The following is a 16905-nucleotide window of genomic DNA, read 5'->3' as shown; positions in this document are numbered from 1 at the left end:
CGGGGTCCTTCCACCGTCCGGGGACACTTCAAGCCCGTAGTGTTTCCGTTCCGCCGAGTGCGGGCAGGACGCGATCATGCAGGTGGGGATCGAGCAGTGCTCCGTGGTCGTGCCGACCGTCGGCCGGCCGTCGCTGGACGTGCTCCTCGACGCCCTCGCGCAGGCCCCGGGACCGCGCCCGGCCGAGCTGGTGCTGGTCGACGACCGGCCCACCGGCGAGCCGCTGCGCCCCGAGCGGCCCGGCCTGCCGCCCGTGCGGGTGGTGCGCACCGGGGGCGGTGGCCCGGCCCGCGCCCGCAACCTCGGCTGGCGCAGCGTGCGCACCGAGTGGGTGGCCTTCCTCGACGACGACGTCGTCCCCGACCCCGACTGGTACCAGCGGCTCGCCGAGGACCTCTCCGACCTGTCGGCCGACGTGGCCGGCAGCCAGGGCCGGGTGCGGGTGCCGCTGCCGGAGGACCGCCGGCCCACCGACTGGGAGCGCGGCACCGCCGGCCTGGCCACCAGCTCCTGGATCACCGCAGACCTCGCCTACCGCCGCGCCGCCCTGGCCGCCGTCGGCGGCTTCGACGAGCGCTTCCCGCGCGCCTTCCGCGAGGACTCCGACCTGGCGCTGCGAGTGGTGGACACCGGCGCCCGGCTGGTCCGCGGGCGGCGCTGGATCACCCACCCGGTGCGCCCGGTCGACCGCTGGGTGAGCGTCCGCGTGCAGGCCGGCAACGCCGACGACGTCCTCATGCGGCGGCTGCACGGCCCCGACTGGCGCGAGCGCGCCGACGCGCCGCTGGGCCGCCGGCCGCGGCACCTGGCCGTCACCGCCGCCGGGCTGGCCGCCGTCGGGCTGGCCGCCGCCCGCCGGCCGCGCGCCGCGCTCGTCGCCGCCGCGGCCTGGGCCGTCGGCACGGGTGAGTTCGCCTGGGCGCGGATCGCCCCCGGCCCGCGCGACCGCGCCGAGGTCGGCACCATGCTCGCCACCAGCGCCCTGATCCCGCCGCTGGCCACCTGGCACTTCCTGCGCGGCGCCGTGCAGCACCGCCGGGTGCGGCCGTGGCGCGGCCTGCCCGACCTGGTGCTGTTCGACCGCGACGGCACCCTCGTGCGCGACTACCCGTACAACGGCGACCCGGCGCTGGTGACGCCCGTGCCCGGCGCGCGGGAGGCCGTCGACGCGCTGCGCGCCCGCGGGGTCCGGGTCGGCGTGGTGAGCAACCAGTCCGGTGTGGCCCGCGGGCTGATCACCCGCGCGCAGGTCGACGCCTGCATGGCCCGGCTCGACGAGCTGCTCGGCCCGTTCGACACCGTCCAGGTCTGCCCGCACGGGCCGGACGACGGGTGCACCTGCCGCAAGCCCGCGCCCGGGATGGTCAAGGCCGCCTGCGCCGAGCTCGACGTCGACCCGGCCCGATGCGTCGTCGTCGGCGACATCGGGGCCGACGTCGAGGCCGCGGCCGCCGCCGGGGCCTCCGGGATGCTCGTCCCCACGCCGGTGACGCGGCGGGCCGAGGTCGAGGCGGCCCCTCGTCGCGCCGCCACGATCCCCGAGGCGGTCGCGCAGGTCCTGGCGGGTGAGTGGTGAGCGAGCTGGCGAGCTCACCCATGAGCACAGCACCCCGGGGAACGCGGCCGACGAGCGCCAGCGAGGAGGACGCGTGACCCGCACGGTCCTGGTCGCGCGGCTGGACTCGGTCGGCGACGTCCTGGTCCAGGGGCCGCTGGTGCGGGCCGTGGCCGCCGGCGCCGACCGCGTCGTGTTCCTCGCCGGCCCCGCCGGTGCCGAGGCGGCCCGGCTGCTGCCCGGCGTCGACGAGGTCTGGACCTGGGCCTGCCCCTGGATCCTCGGCGACCCGCCGCCGGTCGACGCGGACGACCTCGGTGCGCTCACCGACCGGGTCCGGGCCCTGGCCCCGGACGAGGCGCTGGTCTCGACGTCCTTCCACCAGTCGCCCCTGCCGCTGGCGCTGGTGCTGCGCACCGCCGGCGTGCCGCGGATCTCGGCGATCAGCGTCGACTACCCCGGGTCGCTGCTCGACGTCCGTCACCGGGTCGACGACGACCTGCCCGAGCCCGAGCGGGCCCTGTCCCTGGCCCGCGCCGCGGGCTTCGACCTGCCGGCCGGCGACGGCGGCCGGCTCGCCCTGCGCCGGCCCCTGCCCCCGGTGGCGCACGAGCCCGGCTACGTCGTCGTCCACCCCGGGGCGAGCGTCCCCGCGCGCGTCTGGCCGGCCCAGCGCTGCGCCGAGGCGGTGGCGGCGCTCGCCGACGCCGGCCACCGGGTGCTGGTCACCGGCGGGCCGGGCGAGCGGGCGCTCACCGCGGCCGTCGCCGGTACCCGCGGCGTCGACCTGGGCGGTGCGCTGAGCCTGGCCGAGCTGGCGGCGCTGCTCGACGGCGCCGCCGCGGTCGTCGTCGGCAACACCGGCCCGGCGCACCTGGCCGCCGCCGCCGGGACCCCGGTGGTCTCGCTGTTCTCCCCGGTCGTGCCCGCCGCGCGCTGGGCGCCCTACGGCGTCCCCACCGTGCTGCTCGGCGACCAGGACGCCCCCTGCCGGCTGACCCGGGCCCGCGAGTGCCCGGTGCCCGGCCACCCCTGCCTCGCGTCGGTGACCGCGGACGACGTCGTCGCGGCTGTGGAGAAGTTGGTGAGCTCGTGAGGGTCCTGCTCTGGCACGTGCACGGTTCGTGGACGACGGCGTTCGTCCAGGGCCGCCACGAGTACCTGCTCCCCGTCACCCCGGACCGCGGCCCGGACGGCCTCGGCCGGGCGCGCACCTGGGAGTGGCCGGCGTCGGCCCGCGAGGTGACCCCGGAGCGGCTGCGCGAGGAGGACGTCGACGTCGTCGTGCTGCAGCGCACCCGCGACCTGGAGCTGGTCCGGGACTGGCTGGGCCGCGAGCCGGGCCGCGACCTGCCCGCGGTCTTCCTCGAGCACAACGCGCCGGGCCTGGAGCCGGGGGACGGGCCGGTCCCGCACACCAGGCACCCGCTGGCCGACCGCGGCGACATCCCGATCGCGCACGTCACGCACTTCAACCAGCTCTTCTACGACAACGGCCGGGCGCCGACGACGGTCATCGAGCACGGCATCGTCGACCCCGGCGAGCGCTGGACCGGCGAGCTGGCGCGGGCCGCCGTCGTCACCAACGAGCCGGTGCGCCGCGGCCGGACCGTGGGCGCCGACCTGCTGCCCGGGCTGGCCGCGGTCGCCCCGGTCGACGTCTTCGGCATGGGGCTCACGGGCCTGCACCAGCGCTACGGCCTCGACCCCGACCGCGTCGCGCTGTACGACGACCCGCCGCAGGCCGCGATGCACGCCGAGCTGGCCCGCCGCCGGGTCTACGTGCACCCGGTCCGGTGGACCTCCCTCGGGCTCTCGCTGCTCGAGGCGATGCACCTGGGCCTGCCGGTGGTCGCCCTGGCCACCACCGAGGTGGTGGAGGCGGTGCCGGCCGAGGCCGGCGTGCTCTCCACCCGTCCCGACGTCCTGTGGGACGCCGTCCGCACCTACCTGCACGATGAGGACGCCGCCCGACTGGCCGGCAAGGCGGCACGCGCCGCCGCGCTGGAGCGGTACGGCCTTCCCCGGTTCCTCTCCGATTGGGATGCCCTACTCGAGGAGGTGACCCGGTGAGGATCGACCTGGTCAGCGAACACGCCAGCCCGCTCGCCGCGATCGGCGGCGTGGACGCCGGCGGGCAGAACGTGCACGTCGCGGCGCTCGCCGCGGGCCTGGCCCGCCGCGGGCACGCGGTGACCGTGCACACCCGGCGGGAGGACCCCGACCAGCCCGACCGCGTCACCACGGCCGACGGCTACGACGTGGCGCACGTGACCGCCGGGCCGGCCGCGGTGCTGCCCAAGGACGACCTGCTGCGGCACATGCCCGAGTTCGCCGCGGGGCTGCGCCGGGAGTGGGCGCAGCGGCCGCCGGACCTGGTGCACGCGCACTTCTGGATGAGCGGGCTGGCCTCGGTCGCCGCCGCGGGCGCCGTGCCGGTCGTGCAGACCTTCCACGCCCTCGGCTCGGTCAAGCGCCGCCACCAGGGTGCGGCCGACACCTCGCCGCCGCAGCGCATCGAGCTGGAGCGCTCGCTGTGCCGGAACGTCAGCCACGTCGTCGCCACCTGCTCCGACGAGGTCTTCGAGCTGCGCCGGCTGGGCCTCGACAGCGACCGGGTCTCGGTCGTGCCCTGCGGGGTGGACACGAGCGTCTTCACCCCGCGCGGCCCGGTTGCTCCGCGCACGCCCTCCTCTCCCCACGACCCGGCCGCCGCCCGCGGTGAGCGGAAGCGGCTGCTGGTCCTGGGGCGCCTGGTCGAGCGCAAGGGGCAGGAGGACGCCGTCCGGGCCCTCGCCGCCGTCCCGGACGCCGAGCTCGTCGTCGTCGGCGGGCCGCCGGCCGCGGAGCTGGACGGCGACTCGGAGGTGCGCCGGCTCCGCGCGGTCGCGGCCTCGCTGGGCGTCGCCGACCGGCTGGTGTTCACCGGCGCCGTGGCGCGCGCCGACGTCCCGGCGTGGATCCGCTCGGCCGACGTCGTGCTGGCCGTGCCCTGGTACGAGCCCTTCGGCATCACCCCGCTGGAGGCCATGGCCTGTGGCCGCCCGGTGGTCGCCACCGCGGTCGGCGGGCTGCAGGACTCCGTCGCCGACGGGGTCACCGGCGACCTGGTCCCGGCCAGGGACCCGGCCCGGCTCGGCGCGGTGCTCGCCGCGCTGCTGGCCGACGACGCCCGGCGTGCCGCCTACGGCGCGGCCGGGGTGCGGCGCGCCCGCAACCGCTACCGGTGGGCCCGCGTGGTCGCCGACACCGACACCGTCTACCGGCAGGTCCTGGACGGCCCCGTACGCACCGATGGCAGCGACAACAGCCCCGTGGAGGTCGCCCGATGAACCCGCTGTCCGAGGCCCCGCACTCCGCCAGCGAGGTCGTCTCGCCGGACACCTGCACCCACCTGACCGGCGCCGACCACGTCGCCTCGCTGACCACCGCGCTGCGGTCGCTGGACGGCCAGCTCGACACCCTGGACCGCTGGGGGCGGCTGCTCGCCGACGTGCTGTGCGGCGAGCACCGCGGCCGACTGCTCGCGGCGGGCAACGGCGGCAGCGCCGCGCAGGCGCAGCACCTGACCGCGGAGCTGGTCGGCCGCTACCGGGCCGACCGGCCGCCGTTCTCGGCGATCTGCCTGACCGCGGAGACCTCGTCGCTCACCGCGATCGCCAACGACTACCCGGCCGACGAGCTGTTCGCCCGGCAGGTCGAGGCGCACGGGCGGGCCGGGGACGTGCTGGTGCTGCTGTCGACCTCCGGCCGCAGCCCCAACGCCGTCGCCGCCGCCCGCCGGGCCCGGGAGTGCGGCATCACCGTGCTGGCGATGACCGGACCGGCGCCCAACCCGCTGGCCGCGGCGTGCGACGACGCGGTCTGCATCGACTCCCCGTGGACGGCGACCGTCCAGGAGTGCCACCTGGTCGCACTGCACCTGGTGTGCGCCGCCTTCGACGCGGCGGTGCTCGCCGAGCCCGCCCGCGTGCCGGAGACCCGGCTCGGGGTCGCGCAGTGAAGCCGCTCGTCGTCGTCGGCGACGCGCTGCTCGACGTCGACCTGGTCGGGACGGCCTCGCGGCTCACCCCCGACGCGCCGGTGCCGGTCGTCGAGGACGTCGAGACCCGCGAGCGCCCGGGTGGTGCGGCCCTGGCCGCGGTGGTCGCGGCCCAGGGCACCCACCGGGAGGTCGTGCTGGTCACCCCCATGGCCGACGACGAGGACGCCGACCGGCTGCGCGCGCTGCTGGCCGGCCGGGTGCGGCTCGTCGAGATCCCGGCGACCGGCGGCACGGCGGTGAAGCGCCGCGTGCGGGTGGGCGACCACTCGGTGGCGCGCATCGACAGCGGCGCCCCGGTGGCCGGGCTGGGCGAGCTGCCCGCGGAGGCGGTCCGGGTCGTGCGGCAGGCCGCCGCGGTGCTGGTCGCCGACTACGGCCGGGGGACGACGGCCGACCCCGCCGTCCGGGCGGTACTCGCCGAGGCCGGCGGACCGATCGTCTGGGACCCGCACCCGCGCGGCGCGGACCCCGTCCCGCACACCCGGCTGGTCACGCCCAACGGCGTCGAGGCCGCCCGCGTGGCCTCGTTGGCCGGGGTGGCCGCCGAGGGCGACGGGCTGGCCGCGGTCGGGGCGCGGGCCGAAGCGCTGATCCGGCACTGGGGCGTCGGCGCGGTGGCCGTGACCCTCGGTGCCCGCGGCGCGCTGCTCTCCTACGGCGAGGGTGCGCCGATGGTCGTGCCCGCGACGCCGGTGACCGGCGGCGACCCGTGCGGCGCCGGCGACTCGTTCGCCGCCGCCGCCGCGCTCGCGCTGGCCGACGGGGCGGTGACCGGCGAGGCGGTGGCGGCGGCGGTCGCCTCCGCCGGGGCGTTCGTGGCCCGCGGCGGTGCGTCGGCCTGGGACGTCGAGGCGGCTGCCGAGCCGGACGTCGTCGCCGAGCCCGGGGCCGACGGCGTCATCGCCCGGGTCCGGGCGGCGGGCGGGACGGTGGTCGCCACCGGCGGCTGCTTCGACCTGCTGCACCCCGGTCACGTCGCGACGCTGCGGGCCGCCCGCGGGCTGGGCGACTGCCTGCTGGTGTGCATCAACTCCGACGACTCGGTGCGCCGGCTCAAGGGCCCGTCCCGGCCGCTGGTGACCGCCGCCGACCGAGCACGCGTACTGGAGGCGCTGGAGTTCGTCGACGCGGTCGTCGTGTTCGACGAGGACACCCCGGCCGAGGTGATCGGCCGGCTGCGGCCGGACGTCTGGGCCAAGGGCGGGGACTACGCCGGCGCCGACCTGCCCGAGGCCGCGGTGCTGCGGCGCTGGGGCGGCCAGGCGGTCGTGCTGCCCTACCTCGACGGGCATTCCACGACGGCCCTGGTCGAGCGCTCCCGGCAGAAGGACCCCGTTCTCCCCACGCTTCGCGAGCTCAGCGCGGGACCCGGAACGGGGCCTTGAGCGGTCCGGGTCAGCGACCCGCTGCGGTGGTGTTGCGGCCGCTCGGGCTGGGGGACCTGCTGACCGGCGTGCCCGCGATCAGGGCGGTGCGCGCCGCGGTGCCCGGCCACCGGCTGGTGCTGGCCACGACCACGGCGCTCCAACCGCTGGCCTCGTTGATCGACGCGGTCGACGAGGTGCTGCCCGCCCGCGAGCTGGAGCCGCTGGACTGGTCCGGTCCGCCGCCGGAGCTCGCCGCCGACCTGCACGGCAAGGGGCCGGCCTCGCACGTCGTGGTCGCCGACCTGCGCCCGGACCGGCTGCTCACGTTCGACAGCCCCGGCTACCCCGGGCCGACCTGGTACCCCGACGAGCACGAGGTGCGGCGCTGGTGCCGGCTCGTGGCGGAGGGCCTGGGGGTGGACGCCGACCCCGACGCGCTCGACCTCGCCGTCCCCCCGGTGCCCTCCCCGGCGCCGGCGGGCGTCGCGCTGGTGCACCCGGGCGCGGCGTTCCCCGGCCGGCGCTGGCCGGCCGACCGGTTCGCCGCCGTCGCCCGGCACCTGGCCGCCGCGGGGCTCGACGTCCGGGTCACCGGTGGCCCGGACGAGGTGCCCCTCGCCCGGGAGGTCGCCGAGGGTGCCGGGCTGGGGGAGGGCGCCGTGCTCGCCGGGCGGACGACGACGCTCGAGCTGGCCGCGGTCGTCGCCGGCGCGCGGGTCGTGGTCAGCGGCGACACGGGCATGGCGCACCTGGCGACCGCCTACCGCCGTCCCTCGGTGGTGCTGTTCGGGCCGGTGTCGCCGGCGCTGTGGGGGCCACCGGCCAGGGCCGCGAAGCAGGGGGCACTGCACGTCGTCCTCTGGCACGGCGACGGCACCGGCGACCCGTGGGGCACCGAGCTCGACCCGGCGCTGGGGGAGGTGACCGTCGAGGAGGTCACCGCGGCGCTCGACGACCTGCTGGCCCGCACCTGACCTGCCCCACGCTCGCACCTGAGCTGTCCCTGCCGCACCTCCCCCGCTGCTTACAGAGCGGAGCAGGGGAAGAGGTTGGCGAGTGCAGGTCGTGGGGTCACGGCAGGGGGCAGCGGCAGTCGGGGACGGGTGCGGTCCGGGGACCGCGGTGTCACCGCTGCCGCAGCGCGTCGAACAGGACGGTCTGCAGGTCGGTCGGGTCGACCGCGGAGTAGGCCGCGCCGCCGGTCGCGTCGGCGATCTGCTCGAGCGCGCCCAGGTCGGCGTCCGGGCCGAGCGCGACACCGATGACCTTGATCGGCCGCACGGGGTCGGCCTCGCTGCGCAGCGTGTCCAGCAGCTCGTCGAGCTCGACGCCCTGGGAGTCCTCGTTGGTCCCGTCGGTGACCACCAGCACGCTGTTCACGGCGGTGGGGTCGAAGTCCGAGCGCGCCGCCCGGACCGCGTCCAGGGTGGTGTCGTACAGGCCGGTGCCGCCGGGGCTCAGCCGGTCGGGGATGGTGTCGAGCTCCTCGTCTAGCAGCTCCCGCTGGACGGTGCCCTCGACCTCCGTCTCGAGCGCCCGGGTCGGCACCGCCTCGGTCCAGTCCCGGTCCCCCTCCAGCTCGGCGGCGAAGAACCACAGGCCGAGCGCGAAGTTGCCCGGCACCAGCGTCAGCGTGCTCTTGGCGGCGTCGCGGGCGAGCGTGGCGCGGGTGCCGTCGCCGGCCGGGGCCTCCATGGAGGTGGAGATGTCGAAGACGGTGAGGATCCGGGACGGCGCAGCCAGCTCCGACAGCTGGGCGAGCAGCGCCTGCACCTGGCCGGGGTCGAGCTGCAGCGCCCGCGGGGCCGCCTCCTGGATGCCCGCTGCCCCGGCGCCGGCCGGCGGGGTGCCGTCCGTGCCGCGGAAGCCGGCCGCCAGCGCGGCCGTGCGGGCGGCGTCCGAGGTCAGCGCCCTCACGACGGCGTCCACCGCGGCAGCGTCCGGAGTCGAGGCGGTGCCGACCCGGACCAGCGGGTAGTCCAGCCCCGGCGAGCCCTCCTCCGGGTAGACGGCGACCAGCTGCGGGTCCTCGGCGTCGGCGTTGGCCGCCCACACCTCCTGCTCGCTGACCGGCACCAGCGGCGCGTCGGGCGCACCCTCAGCGCCGGCGGTCAGCGCGTCGGCCGGCGAGACCGACGGGCCGCGCTCGGCGGCGAGCACGGTCTGCACCACGGCGTTGTCGGCGTCCTCGCCGCCGCCCAGCGCGGTCCGGACGGCGCTCAGCGCGGCCAGGGCCTCGGCGCTGGTCGCGAGGTCCGGGACGGCGATGCCCTGCTCGCTGGCCAGCGCCGTGGCCCAGGCCGGCGCCCCGTCGGCCCAGCCCAGCGCGTCGACCGCGGCCCGGCTGGTGGCCAGCACCACGGGGGAGGAGGCGACCGACCCGACGGTCTCCAGGGTGGCGTCCCCTGCGCGGGCCGCCCACAGCGAGGAGTCGGGCACCCACAGGTGCGGGAGGTCCCCGGCGTCCAGTGCGCCGAGGTCGCCGACGGTCTGCACCGGCTGCTGGGCGGTCACCTCGGCGGACGCGCAGTCCTCGGGCCGCAGTCCCTCGGCGTCGTCCAGCAGCTGCTCGGCGACGGGGGCGAGCTCGGGGGCGACCGCGACCCGCACCACCGCGGGGTCCTCGCAGTCGCCGCTCGCGGCGCCGACGGCCCACCACGTGAGGCCGCCGGCGAGCAGCACCACCGCGGCCACGGCCACGGCGATCAGGACCTGCGGCGTGAGCGGCGCCGACCGGCGCGCGGCTGAGGTGGCGGCGTGGCGGCCCATCGTGCAGCTCCCCCGTCCAGGTGGTCAGCGTCCCCGGCGACCCCCGCGACCGCCCACTACACAGTAGATGCGATCGCTGACCCGCTGTGGATCACCCGACGCGGACGTCGGCGGCTTGCAGCTGCTCGGCGAACCAGGCCATCGTGCGCCGCAGCCCCTCCTCCGAGGGCACCGTCGGCCGCCAGCCCAGCAGCTGCTCGGCGCGGGTGGTGTCGGGACGGCGGACCTTGGGGTCGTCCACCGGGAGGTCGATGAAGGAGATCTCCGACGACGAGCCGGTCAGCTCGACGATCCACTCGGCCAGCCGCAGCATCGACAGCTCGTCGGGGTTGCCGATGTTGACCGGGCCGGTGTGGTGCGAGAAGGCCATCGCGAGGATGCCGCGCACGGTGTCGTCGACGTAGCAGATGGACCGGGTCTGCGAGCCGTCGCCGGCGACGGTCAGCGGCCGGCCGGAGAGCGCCTGCCCGACGAAGGCCGGGATGGCGCGGCCGTCGTCCGGGCGCATCCGCGGCCCGTAGGTGTTGAAGATCCGGACGATGCCGGTGTCGGTGCCCTTCGACGTCCGGTAGGCCGTCGTCATCGCCTCGCTGAAGCGCTTGGCCTCGTCGTACACGCCGCGCGGGCCGACCGGGTTGACGTTGCCCCAGTACTCCTCGCTCTGCGGGTGCACCAGCGGGTCGCCGTAGACCTCGGAGGTGGAGGCCAGCACGTACCGGGCGCCCTTCTCGTGCGCCAGGCCCAGGGTGTGCAGCGTGCCCAGGCTGCCGACCTTGAGCGTCTCGATCGGCATCCTCAGGTAGTCCAGCGGGCTGGCCGGCGAGGCGAAGTGCAGGACCAGGTCGACCTCGCCGGGCACGTGCACGAAGTCGGTGACGTCGCAGCGGACCAGCCGGAAGCCCGGGTGCTCCATCAGGTGGACGACGTTCTGCGGCGAGCCGGTGAGGAAGTTGTCGAGGCAGACGACCTCGACGCCGCGATCGAGCAGGTGCTCGCACAGGTGGGAGCCGAGGAAACCGGCACCCCCGGTCACCACCGCCCGTCGGATCGTCCGCGCCGCACGCACCATGCCTGCTCCCTCCGCACCGGACGCGCGATCGTGCGCGCCGCGGCGGCTCCTACCCGAAGATCACCGCCGCACACTTCGGCGTCTAAGTATCTGAGGCGCTACGCATGGTGTCCCTACACGGTCCCGGGTCCTTCTACGAGCGGTGGGGGCAAGGGGGTTCGCTACTGCAGGTAGCCCTCGACCTGCTGCTCGGACCGGGGCTTGGCCTCGTCGGGGTCCTCGCCGTACTGACGCTTGGCGTCCCGCTGGCGCAGCAGGTCCCAGAGCTGGTCGCGGTCCTCCTCGATTTGCCGGAGGCGGGCGCGCTGCTCGTCGGTGTGCTCGCCGCTGTCCCGCAGTCGGCGCTCCTCCTCGACCAGCTCCTCGATGCGGCTGCGGATCTCGCTGTCGTCCATGGACGCTCCCTGCCCGCCGCCGCGCGGGCGAAACGGTCAGCGTTCCGGGACGTAGCCCTCCACGAATGCCGCCAGCCGCCGGGTGACGGCGCCGCCGGCCCGCCCCAGCGACAGCAGTGCAGCCCGCTCCAGCGGCACCCGCACCGGACGCCGTCCCGTCGGACCACCCGCGCGCACGGCGTGCCCCGCGGCCACGAGCTCCGGCCACGGGCGCCCCAGCTGCTCCAGCACCCGGGCCAGCGCGGCCGCCGTCGGGCCGGTGTTGCCCTGCACCATCGCGGTGACGAAGTCCGGGTCGCTGCCGATCACCCGGGTGCCGTCCCGGAAGCTGCCGGCGGCCAGCGCCAGCGCCAGCGGGCCGGCCTCCCCGGCGGCGGCGGCCAGGGCCGCCGCCAGCAGGTGCGGCACGTGGCTGACCGCGGCGACGGCGTCGTCGTGCTCGGCCGCCGTCGCCGGCACCACCTCGGCGCCGACGGCCAGCGCCACCTCGGCCACCCGCAGCCAGCGCGGCAGCTCGGTCCCCGGCTCCAGGCACAGCGCCCAGCGGGCACCGGTGAACAGGCCCGGGTCGGTCGCCTCGTGCCCGGAGCGCTCGGTCCCGCACATCGGGTGCCCGCCGACGTAGCGCCCGCCCAGCGTCGGCCCCAGCTCGGCGAGCACCGGTGCCTTGACCGACCCGAGGTCGGTGACGGTGGCGTCCAGGGCGACGTCGAGGCCGTCCAGCGCCGCGGCCATCGACCGCAGCGGGACGGCCAGGACGACGACGCCACGCAGCTCGCGGGCGATCCGCACCCCGCGCGCGGCGGCGGCCTCTCGGGCGGCGGGGTCGACGTCCCAGCCGGTCACCTCCCGGCCGGCCGTGGCGAGGGCGGCGGCCAGCGACCCGCCCAGCTGGCCCAGCCCGACGACGCCGACCGGGGGAGCGGGCATCGTCGGCACCGGGAAGGAGGTCACCGGTCCTCCCAGGCGGTCTCGGTCCGGAACACCCGGGCCAGCGCGGTGGCCACCAGCCGGCCGTCCTGGGCGCGGGCCTCGATGCGGTAGACGGCGGTGCGGCGGCTGCGGTGCACCTCGGTGCCCTCGGCGACCAACCGGTCGCCCGGCCGGCCGGGAGCGAGGAACTCGGTGTGTACGTCCTGGGCCACCGCGACCGTGCCGTGGCTGTTGCTGACCGCCGCGTGGACGACGTCGAGCAGGGCCATCGTGGCGCCGCCGTGCGCGGTGCCGACCGCGTTGAGCAGCTGCGGGCCCACCGTCATCGCCGCGCGGGCGTAGCCGGGCCGCACCTGCTCCAGCCGGATCCCCAGCAGCTCGGCCAACGGGTCGGCGGCCAGCCGGGTGAACAGCGCGGGGGCGACGTCGGCTCCGTCGTCCGGAGCGGGATCGGCCATGATCGGAGGCTATGACGGCCCCCTCGTCGACCAGCGGCTCCACGCCATGACGCCGCGGTCGTTCCTCCTCACGCCCGAACTCGCCGACTACGTCCGGGCCAACTCCGAGCGGCCGGACGACGTCGCCGCCGACCTGCTCGCCGAGACCGCCGCGATGGCCGACCGCGGCGAGGTGCCACCGACCTTCCAGATCGCGCCCGAGCAGGGCACCTTCATGCAGCTGCTCACCCGGGCCCTCGGCGTCCGCCGGGCGATCGAGATCGGCACCTTCACCGGCTACTCCGCGCTCTGCGTGGCCCGTGGGCTCTCCGACGACGGCTCGCTGCTGTGCCTGGACACCAGCGAGGAGTGGACGGCGGTGGCCCGGCGGTACTGGACCCGCGCGGGGCTGGCCGACCGGATCGAGCTGCGGCTGGGTGACGCGCACGAGTCGCTGCGGGCGCTACCGGCCGCCGAGACCTTCGGCCTGGCCTTCGTCGACGCGGACAAGGCCGGCTACGCCGACTACGTCGACCAGCTGCACCCGCGCATGACCGACAACGGCGTCGTGCTGCTGGACAACACGCTGCGCAACGGCCGCGTGCTCGACCCGCAGGACGACGACGACCGGGCGCTCGTCGAGCTCAACGCCGCGCTGGCCGCCGACCCCCGGTGGGAGACCGTGCTGCTGCCGCTGTCCGACGGCCTGACGATGCTGCGGCGCCGATGAGCGCACCGGGGACGCCGGCCAGCTGGGCGGTGCGGGTGAGCCGTCCCGGCGGGGGCTGGCGGGTGGAGCTGCTCGCCGCGGACGCCGCGGACGAGCTGCCGGCGCTGGAGCGGGCGCTGGGCGACCCGGGTGCCGAGGACTGGCCCGGGCCGTTCGTCGTGGTCGTCGACTCGCGGCTGTACTTCGTCGTCCTCCGGCACGGCCCCGGCGGGCTGGTGCGGGCGCTGATCTCCGACGCCACCATGCAGGAGTGGCTGCTCGCCGCCGAGGTGGTGGAGCGCTACGGCATCGGGGTCGACGCCGAGGGCGCCTTCGACGACGACGAGACCGGCTGGCCCGGCGGGGACCTCGACGTCTTCGCCGACGACGGGCTGCCGGCCGACGAGCTGCGGCCGATCGTCACCGCCGACGACCTGTGGGCCGACGAGATGGTCGCCGCGATCGCCGGCCGGCTGGGCTTCGCCGACGAGCTGGCCGCGGCGGTGCGCCCGTGACCGCCACGGCGACCGCGGTGGTCTTCGACCTCGGCGGGGTGATCACCGAGAGCCCGATGACCGCCTTCACCGCCTACGAGGCCGAGGCCGGGCTGCCCGAGGGCCTGATCGTGCGGCTCAACAGCACCGACCCCGACACCAACGCCTGGGCCCGCTTCGAGCGCAACGAGCTCGACGCCGCCGGCTTCACCGACGCCTTCGAGGCCGAGGCGCTGGCCGCGGGACACCGGCTCGACGCCCGGCGCGTGCTGGCCGCGCTGGCCGGCGAGCTGCGCCCGCAGATGGTCGAGGCGGTGCGGCGGCTGCGGGCGGCGGGTGTGCCGCTGGCGCTGCTGTCGAACAACGTGGCCCCGATGGAGCGCACCGGCCGGCTGGGGGAGCTGCTGGAGCTGTTCGACGCGGTGGTGGAGTCCTCGGTGGAGGGCGTGCGCAAGCCCGAGCCGGAGATCTACCGCCGTGCTCTGGCCCGGCTGTCGGAGGCGGTCGGCCGGGACCTCGCCCCCCCGGACTGCGCCTACCTCGACGATCTCGGCATCAACCTCAAGCCCGCCCGGGCGATGGGCATGCACACGATCAAGGTCGTCGACCCGACCGTCGCGCTCGACGAGCTGTCGGCGCTGGTCGGCATCGAGCTGCGGGACGGCACCGCCTCGTGACCCAGTCCCCGGTACAGGTCCCTCCCCGGAGAGTCGGGCGCTGCTTACAGGGGGAAGCAGGGCCTGACTCTCCCGGGACCACGTCGGTGGCCGTCCCTCCAGGGAGAGTCCGGTGAGCGGAGACCTCGACGCCGCGATGGGCCGCGCGCTCGGGCTGGCAGCGGCCGCCGTCGAGTGGGGCGACACGCCGATCGGCGCCGTCGTCCTCGGGCCGGACGGCACCGTGCTCGCCGAGGCTGCCAACGAGCGGGAGAAGCGGGGCGACCCGACCGCCCACGCCGAGGTCCTCGCACTGCGCGCCGCCGCGCGGGTGCACGGCGACGGCTGGCGGCTGACGGGGACGACGCTCGTGGTCACCCTCGAGCCCTGCACCATGTGCGCCGGCGCCAGCGTGCTGGCCCGGGTCGAGCGCATCGTGTACGGCGCGGACGACCCCAAGGCGGGCGCGGCCGGGTCGCTGTGGGACGTCGTCCGCGACCGCCGGCTCAACCACCGACCGCAGGTCACCGGCGGGCTCCGGGCCGAGGAGTCCGCCACGCTGCTACGCGCGTTCTTCCGTCGTCAGCGGGGCCTGTAGTCTGTTCGACGGTGGCGTGTCCGAGCGGCCGAAGGAGCACGCCTCGAAAGCGTGTGAGGTGCAAGCCTCCGTGGGTTCAAATCCCACCGCCACCGCAGATCGACGGCGGCGCCCCGATTCCGGGGCGCCGCCGTCGTGGTTCTGGCTCCGTCCAGGGCGCCGCCCCGAGCCTGCGAGGGGCGGGGGGACGGGGTCCTCCATCAGGCGAGCAGGTCCAGGTCGACCAGCCAGTCGCCGTCGTCCTGCACGAGGCGGACCTGGTGCCGCTCGGTCTGCTCGCGGCCGTCGTCCCCGGTGAACCGGACCTCGGTGGTCGCGGTGATCACGCCGGCCTCGTCCTGCCGCACCCCGCTCACGTCGCGCAGCTCCACCTCTGCCCAGGGCTCCCAGAAGTCGCGGTAGTAGCCGGGGCCCGCCTGGGACCGCAGGAACGGGCCGGTCAGGTCGTAGGCGGCGTCGGGGTCGTCGGGGAGCAGGCCGTAGTACCGGTCCAGGGTCTGCTCGACGACCTGTTCCGGGTCGTCGGACGACGGCTGGCTCGTCGGGCCCTCCTCGGTGGCCGACGGCGTCGGTTCCGCCGCGGAGGGCTCCGGCGTGGGCGAGGGTTCCTCCGCCGGGGGGCTGCTGTCGTCGGCGGGCGCGGACGACGGGGCGGGGGCGTCGGTCACGGTCCCGGCGTCGGCGCTGGTCCCGGTGTCGCCGCGGCTGGTCAGCCAGAGCGCGCCGCCGCCGGCCAGCAGGACGGCGAGCAGCAGGAGCGCGGCCAGCACCGGCCCGCGCCGCCGCTCCGGCTGTCGTGGGCGCTCCGCGTCTGCTGGCGCCGCCGGCGGGGACGGGGTGGGCGGCCCCGCGGGCACGTCCTGGACGGCGGTACCGGGGTCGCCGACGACGGCCGCGGCGGCAGCGCCCGCACCGGCGGCCGGCAGCGCCCCGGTGCCCAGCTCCTCCGTCCGCGACCGGTTGGTCGAGGACCGCAGCTTCGTGCGCGCCAGCAGGACCGTGGTGGGGTCGCCGTCCCGGCCGACCGCGAGGCGGGCGAGCTCGTCGCGGACCTCCGTCGTCGTCGGCCGGTCGGCCGGGTCGGCGGCCAGCATCCGGGTGAGCGTGCCGCTCATCGAGCCGGCGCGGCGCGGCGGGATCACCTCGCCGCCGGCGACGCGGTGCAGCAGCCGCAGGGCGTTGTCGTCCATCCCGAACGGCGGGTGGCCCTCCAGGCAGGTGTAGAGCGTCGCACCGAGCGAGAAGACGTCGCTCTCCGGCGTCACCTCGCCGCCGCGCGCGACCTCGGGGGCGAGGAAGGCGGGCGTGCCGGTGATCTGGCCGGTCTGGGTGAGGGTCACGTCGTCGCTGGCGTGCGAGATGCCGAAGTCGGTGATCTTGACCAGGCCCTCGACCCGCGGTCCGCGCCCGATGAGCACGTTGGCCGGCTTCACGTCGCGGTGCACGATGCCGGCGGCGTGCGTGGCGGCCAGCGCGTCGGCCAACTGGGCGCCGACCTGCGCCACCTGGTCGACCGGCAGGACGCCGTCCTCGTGCAGCACCTCGGCCAGGCTGCGGGAGGGCAGGTACTCCATCACCAACCACGGCGCGCCGTCCTCGAGGGCGACGTCGTAGACGGCGACGGCGTGCGGGTGGGACAGCCGTGCGGCGATCCGGCCCTCGCGCAGCGCCCGCTGGCGCTGCTGGGCGACGGCGGTCTCGTCGGCGGTCGGGGGCGGGAGCACCTGCTTGACCGCGACCTGGCGCCCGAGCAGCTCGTCGGAGGCCAGCCAGACGGCCCCCATGCCGCCCCCGCCGATGCGTTCGAGCAGGCGGTATCGCCCGGCCACCAGGTGGCCGGGTCTGCTCACGGTGTGTCCCCCTCGTCCGCCGCCGGCA

At 76.7% G+C, this 16905-nt stretch carries 17 protein-coding genes and 1 tRNA gene; 12 read left to right on the top strand and 6 right to left on the bottom strand.

The features are described from left to right. The first annotated feature begins 76 nt into the window (after positions 1-76). The 7 genes from ACWIX7_RS10665 to ACWIX7_RS10635 all read left to right on the top strand — a co-directional run bounded on the left by ACWIX7_RS10665 (position 77) and on the right by ACWIX7_RS10635 (position 7941). Positions 77-1576, top strand: a complete 1500-nt coding sequence (locus ACWIX7_RS10665; protein ID WP_448621511.1) for an HAD-IIIA family hydrolase — start codon at positions 77-79, stop codon at positions 1574-1576. A 73-nt stretch (positions 1577-1649) separates the two neighbouring features. Continuing rightward, on the top strand, positions 1650-2651 hold the full coding sequence (locus ACWIX7_RS10660) for a glycosyltransferase family 9 protein (RefSeq protein ID WP_448621510.1): 1002 nt from the start codon (positions 1650-1652) through the stop codon (positions 2649-2651). Next, entirely contained in the window at positions 2648-3628 is a 981-nt protein-coding gene (locus ACWIX7_RS10655) for a glycosyltransferase (protein ID WP_448621509.1), read from the top strand. Before ACWIX7_RS10660 ends, ACWIX7_RS10655 begins: the two co-directional genes overlap by 4 nt. After that, on the top strand, positions 3625-4887 hold the full coding sequence (locus ACWIX7_RS10650) for a glycosyltransferase (RefSeq protein ID WP_448621508.1): 1263 nt from the start codon (positions 3625-3627) through the stop codon (positions 4885-4887). The genes ACWIX7_RS10655 and ACWIX7_RS10650 overlap by 4 nt, the downstream gene beginning before the upstream one ends. After that, positions 4884-5558 (top strand): D-sedoheptulose-7-phosphate isomerase, encoded by a 675-nt coding sequence (locus tag ACWIX7_RS10645; protein WP_448621507.1) that lies wholly within the window; start codon positions 4884-4886, stop codon positions 5556-5558. Before ACWIX7_RS10650 ends, ACWIX7_RS10645 begins: the two co-directional genes overlap by 4 nt. After that, positions 5555-6985, top strand: a complete 1431-nt coding sequence (gene rfaE2, locus ACWIX7_RS10640; protein WP_448621506.1) for a D-glycero-beta-D-manno-heptose 1-phosphate adenylyltransferase — start codon at positions 5555-5557, stop codon at positions 6983-6985. Before ACWIX7_RS10645 ends, rfaE2 begins: the two co-directional genes overlap by 4 nt. A 29-nt stretch (positions 6986-7014) precedes the next feature. After that, positions 7015-7941, top strand: a complete 927-nt coding sequence (locus ACWIX7_RS10635; RefSeq protein ID WP_448621505.1) for a glycosyltransferase family 9 protein — start codon at positions 7015-7017, stop codon at positions 7939-7941. A gap of 151 nt (positions 7942-8092) precedes the next feature. Here ACWIX7_RS10635 and ACWIX7_RS10630 read toward each other — a convergent pair whose 3' ends face one another. From ACWIX7_RS10630 to ACWIX7_RS10610, 5 genes are all read right to left on the bottom strand, one after another. Next, a complete protein-coding gene (locus ACWIX7_RS10630) occupies positions 8093-9736 on the bottom strand; it encodes a VWA domain-containing protein (protein WP_448621504.1) in 1644 nt (547 codons plus the stop codon). 91 nt (positions 9737-9827) lie between these two features. Beyond that, positions 9828-10805 (bottom strand): UDP-glucuronic acid decarboxylase family protein, encoded by a 978-nt coding sequence (locus ACWIX7_RS10625; protein ID WP_448621503.1) that lies wholly within the window; start codon positions 10803-10805, stop codon positions 9828-9830. Between the two features lie 161 nt (positions 10806-10966). After that, on the bottom strand, positions 10967-11200 hold the full coding sequence (locus ACWIX7_RS10620; protein ID WP_448621502.1) for a DUF2630 family protein: 234 nt from the start codon (positions 11198-11200) through the stop codon (positions 10967-10969). Positions 11201-11236: 36 nt separating this feature from the next. Then, entirely contained in the window at positions 11237-12154 is a 918-nt protein-coding gene (locus ACWIX7_RS10615) for a prephenate dehydrogenase/arogenate dehydrogenase family protein (protein WP_448621501.1), read from the bottom strand. Next, positions 12151-12591, bottom strand: a complete 441-nt coding sequence (locus tag ACWIX7_RS10610) for a PaaI family thioesterase (protein WP_448621500.1) — start codon at positions 12589-12591, stop codon at positions 12151-12153. Before ACWIX7_RS10610 ends, ACWIX7_RS10615 begins: the two co-directional genes overlap by 4 nt. Between ACWIX7_RS10610 and ACWIX7_RS10605 the strand changes: the two genes are divergently transcribed. From ACWIX7_RS10605 to ACWIX7_RS10585, 5 genes are all read left to right on the top strand, one after another. Beyond that, on the top strand, positions 12590-13300 hold the full coding sequence (locus ACWIX7_RS10605) for an O-methyltransferase (RefSeq protein ID WP_448621499.1): 711 nt from the start codon (positions 12590-12592) through the stop codon (positions 13298-13300). The two genes, ACWIX7_RS10610 and ACWIX7_RS10605, sit on opposite strands and share 2 nt — an antisense overlap. Then, complete coding sequence (locus ACWIX7_RS10600) at positions 13297-13794, top strand: tRNA adenosine deaminase-associated protein (RefSeq protein WP_448621498.1); 498 nt, start codon at positions 13297-13299, stop codon at positions 13792-13794. Before ACWIX7_RS10605 ends, ACWIX7_RS10600 begins: the two co-directional genes overlap by 4 nt. After that, positions 13791-14450 carry an HAD-IA family hydrolase gene (locus tag ACWIX7_RS10595; protein ID WP_448621497.1) on the top strand — a complete coding sequence of 220 codons (660 nt, stop codon included), beginning with the start codon at positions 13791-13793 and terminating at the stop codon, positions 14448-14450. The genes ACWIX7_RS10600 and ACWIX7_RS10595 overlap by 4 nt, the downstream gene beginning before the upstream one ends. Positions 14451-14562: 112 nt before the next feature. Next, positions 14563-15027, top strand: coding sequence for a nucleoside deaminase (locus ACWIX7_RS10590; RefSeq protein ID WP_448621496.1), 465 nt, complete (start codon positions 14563-14565; stop codon positions 15025-15027). A 10-nt stretch (positions 15028-15037) separates the two neighbouring features. After that, positions 15038-15122 (top strand) — tRNA-Ser (locus tag ACWIX7_RS10585). 105 nt (positions 15123-15227) lie between these two features. Here ACWIX7_RS10585 and ACWIX7_RS10580 read toward each other — a convergent pair. Beyond that, a complete protein-coding gene (locus ACWIX7_RS10580; RefSeq protein WP_448621495.1) occupies positions 15228-16877 on the bottom strand; it encodes a protein kinase domain-containing protein in 1650 nt (549 codons plus the stop codon). Positions 16878-16905 lie beyond the last annotated feature (28 nt).

Source organism: Geodermatophilus sp. URMC 65 (assembly GCF_053502545.1).
This window is presented reverse-complemented; position numbering and strand designations above follow the sequence as displayed.

Coding starts and splice junctions, on each gene's coding strand:
- ACWIX7_RS10665 (WP_448621511.1), top strand. CDS start 77: ATGCAGGTGGGGATCGAGCAGTGCTCCGTGGTCGTGCCGACCGTCGGC.
- ACWIX7_RS10645 (WP_448621507.1), top strand. CDS start 4,884: ATGAACCCGCTGTCCGAGGCCCCGCACTCCGCCAGCGAGGTCGTCTCG.
- ACWIX7_RS10630 (WP_448621504.1), bottom strand. CDS start 9,736: ATGGGCCGCCACGCCGCCACCTCAGCCGCGCGCCGGTCGGCGCCGCTC.
- ACWIX7_RS10625 (WP_448621503.1), bottom strand. CDS start 10,805: ATGGTGCGTGCGGCGCGGACGATCCGACGGGCGGTGGTGACCGGGGGT.
- ACWIX7_RS10620 (WP_448621502.1), bottom strand. CDS start 11,200: ATGGACGACAGCGAGATCCGCAGCCGCATCGAGGAGCTGGTCGAGGAG.
- ACWIX7_RS10605 (WP_448621499.1), top strand. CDS start 12,590: ATGATCGGAGGCTATGACGGCCCCCTCGTCGACCAGCGGCTCCACGCC.
- ACWIX7_RS10610 (WP_448621500.1), bottom strand. CDS start 12,591: ATGGCCGATCCCGCTCCGGACGACGGAGCCGACGTCGCCCCCGCGCTG.
- ACWIX7_RS10600 (WP_448621498.1), top strand. CDS start 13,297: ATGAGCGCACCGGGGACGCCGGCCAGCTGGGCGGTGCGGGTGAGCCGT.